Raw genomic sequence first — 2,572 nt, 5'->3', positions numbered from 1 at the left:
TGAATATTGGCTTCCAAGGGAGCCGGGGGCGGTGCGACTGAGGGCCAGCCCCCGGAGTCATGAATCGTGTCGTTCAGAGCCATAGTTGGCGTGGTTGAGAGCCACCTGCAAGGCTCCTTCCACCACGTGAGGGCCACGTGGTGGAAGGAGTACCGATAATGGTACGGAAGATCAAGGCGAAGCTTGTCTTGCAGTTACGAAACCAAGGCTTGTCGGGCCGGGCGATCGCGTCGGGGCAGGGCATCGCACGCAATAGCGTCCAGGTGGTGCTCGAGGCGGCGGACCGACTCGGAGTCGGCTGGGCTGGTGTCGAGGAGATGCCGGAAGCTGAGGTGTATTCGGCGTTGTTCCCGGGTCGAGGAGTGCACGAGTCCGTGTTCGCACAGCCGGACTGGGGTCGGGTGCACACCGAACTGGCCCGGGTCGGAGTGACGTTGAAATTGCTGCACCAGGAATACGTCGACGCATCCGGTCCGACCCAGGCGGTGATGAGTTATGACCGGTTCTGCCGGCTTTATGGCGACTACTCCGCCGTCTCCGGCGCGACCTCCCGCGTTGGCCACAAGGCCGGCCGCAGCATCGAGGTCGACTGGTCCGGGCCGACGATGCAGCTGCTGGATCCGACGACGGGCGAGATCTCGAAAGTGTATTTGTTCGTCGCGTGCCTGCCGTTCAGCCGGTATGCGTTCGTGGAAGCCACGTTGGACATGCGGCAAGAGTCGTGGCTGCGCGCCCACACGGCGATGTTCGCCTTCTTCGGCGGCAGCGTGCCACGCCTGGTGCCCGACAACCTGAAGACCGGAGTGATCTCCCACCCACGCGAGGGCGAGGTCGTTCTCAACGATGCCTACCGCGAGATGGCAGCGCACTATTCGGCCGCCGTGCTGCCGGGCAGAGTTCGGGCTCCAAAAGACAAAGCCAGCGTCGAGAACACGGTTTCTCATGTCGCGACGTGGGTCATCGCTGGCCTCCGGCAGGAGCAGTTCACGTCGCTGCCGGAGTTGCGGGTCCGGATCGGTGAGCAGATTGATGCTTACAACCGGCAGCCGTTCCAGAAACGCGACGGGTCCAGGCTGAGCGTGTTCACGACCGAGGAGAAGCCGCTGATGCAACCGCTGCCCGCGGCCCCGTTCGAGATCAGCACGTGGTCCTACAAACGCAAGGTGAATAAGAACGCACACGTGGTCTGGGCGAGGAACTTCTACTCCGTCCCGTTCAGCCATATCGGCGGCTACGTTGACCTTCGCATCACGGACACGATGCTGGAGGTCTATCGGAACGACGAGCGCCTGACCAGTCACCTGCTGCTACCGGCCAGCACGACGAATCAGTATCAGACCAACGATGCGGACCTGCCCGAAGGGCGCAGCTTCCAAGCTTGGGACCGGGCCCGGATTGAGGAGTGGGCGGCGCGGATGGGACCATCGGCCGTGACGGTGATCGGGAAGATCTTCGAAGCCGCCCCCATCGAGGAAGCCGGCTACGACCCCGCCCTGGCGGTGCTGCGACTGTCGCGCCGGTTCTCTCCGACCCGGGTCGAGGCCGCCTGCGCGCTGGCGTTGCAGGGGCCGATCCACTCTCCGCGGTATGCGCACCTGCGGCCGATCCTGGACACCGGGCAAGACAAAACCGGCCACGTCCCCGACAAACCGGAAGCTGACAATGGCGGATACGTGAGAGGCAGCGCCTACTACGCCGGAGGAGTCCGATGAGCCGGCTCGATACCGAGACCAAACGCAAGCTGCGCGAGATGAACGCCGGCGAGCTGCTCGAGGCGATCGACACCCAAGACGAAACCCTCAGCATCAGCTTGTCGTTTGAAGAGCGCGTCCGATTGGTCGTCGATGACGCCTACTCCACCTTCACGCACTCCAAGGTCTCCGGGCTGATCCGGCGGGCGGGGCTGCGCTATCCCAACGCGGACCTGCGCAGCATCGACCTGCTCGATGAGCGCGGCCTGAATCGGCAACTGCTGACCCAGCTCGGCACGTGCTCGTTCGTGAATCGGCAGCAGAACGTCGTCTTCCAAGGGTTCACTGGGTCGGGGAAGTCGTATCTGGGCTGCGCGATCGCTAAACGCGCCTGCGAACATCGCATCCGCGCCCACTACGTCCGCATGCCCGACCTCGAGGAAGCCTGGGTCGCTGCCCAAGACACCCCGGGCGGTGCCGGGAAGTTCCTGCGCAAATACGCCTCGTTCACTCTGCTCGTCATTGATGAGTGGCTGCTCGATCGCCCGACCGAATCGATGCGAACAATGCTGCTGGAGCTGATGGAACGCCGTTATGGGGAGACCTCAACGGTGTTCTGCACCCAATATCAACAGAAGGACTGGCACCAGCGCCTCGGCTCCGGCGTTCACGCCGACGCGATCATGGACCGCATCATCCACAACACCATCTGGGTTGAGACCGGCACCTACAACATGAGGGAGCAAACAGCCCTCACCAGCGCCTAACAATCCGGCGAAGAGAGCCAGTGGCCCCAAGCCGCACCACCACTGGCTCTCTTCGGCACGAACGGTGGCTCTGAACCGCACGATCGGGTGGCTCTCAAGGGATCAAATACTCAA

The 2,572-nt window shown here is 63.3% G+C and carries 2 protein-coding genes; both read left to right on the top strand.

Annotated features, from left to right (window positions below; all coding sequences use genetic code 11):
• Positions 1–158 precede the first annotated feature (158 nt).
• Complete coding sequence (gene istA, locus CJ028_RS03000; RefSeq protein ID WP_105033810.1) at positions 159–1,712, top strand: IS21 family transposase; 1,554 nt, start codon at positions 159–161, stop codon at positions 1,710–1,712.
• On the top strand, positions 1,709–2,458 hold the full coding sequence (locus CJ028_RS02995; RefSeq protein WP_105033809.1) for an ATP-binding protein: 750 nt from the start codon (positions 1,709–1,711) through the stop codon (positions 2,456–2,458). Before istA ends, CJ028_RS02995 begins: the two co-directional genes overlap by 4 nt.
• The last annotated feature ends 114 nt before the right edge of the window (positions 2,459–2,572 follow it).

This window comes from Cryobacterium aureum, from assembly GCF_002954245.1.
Classification (GTDB): Bacteria; Actinomycetota; Actinomycetes; order Actinomycetales; family Microbacteriaceae; genus Cryobacterium; species Cryobacterium aureum.
This window is presented reverse-complemented; position numbering and strand designations above follow the sequence as displayed.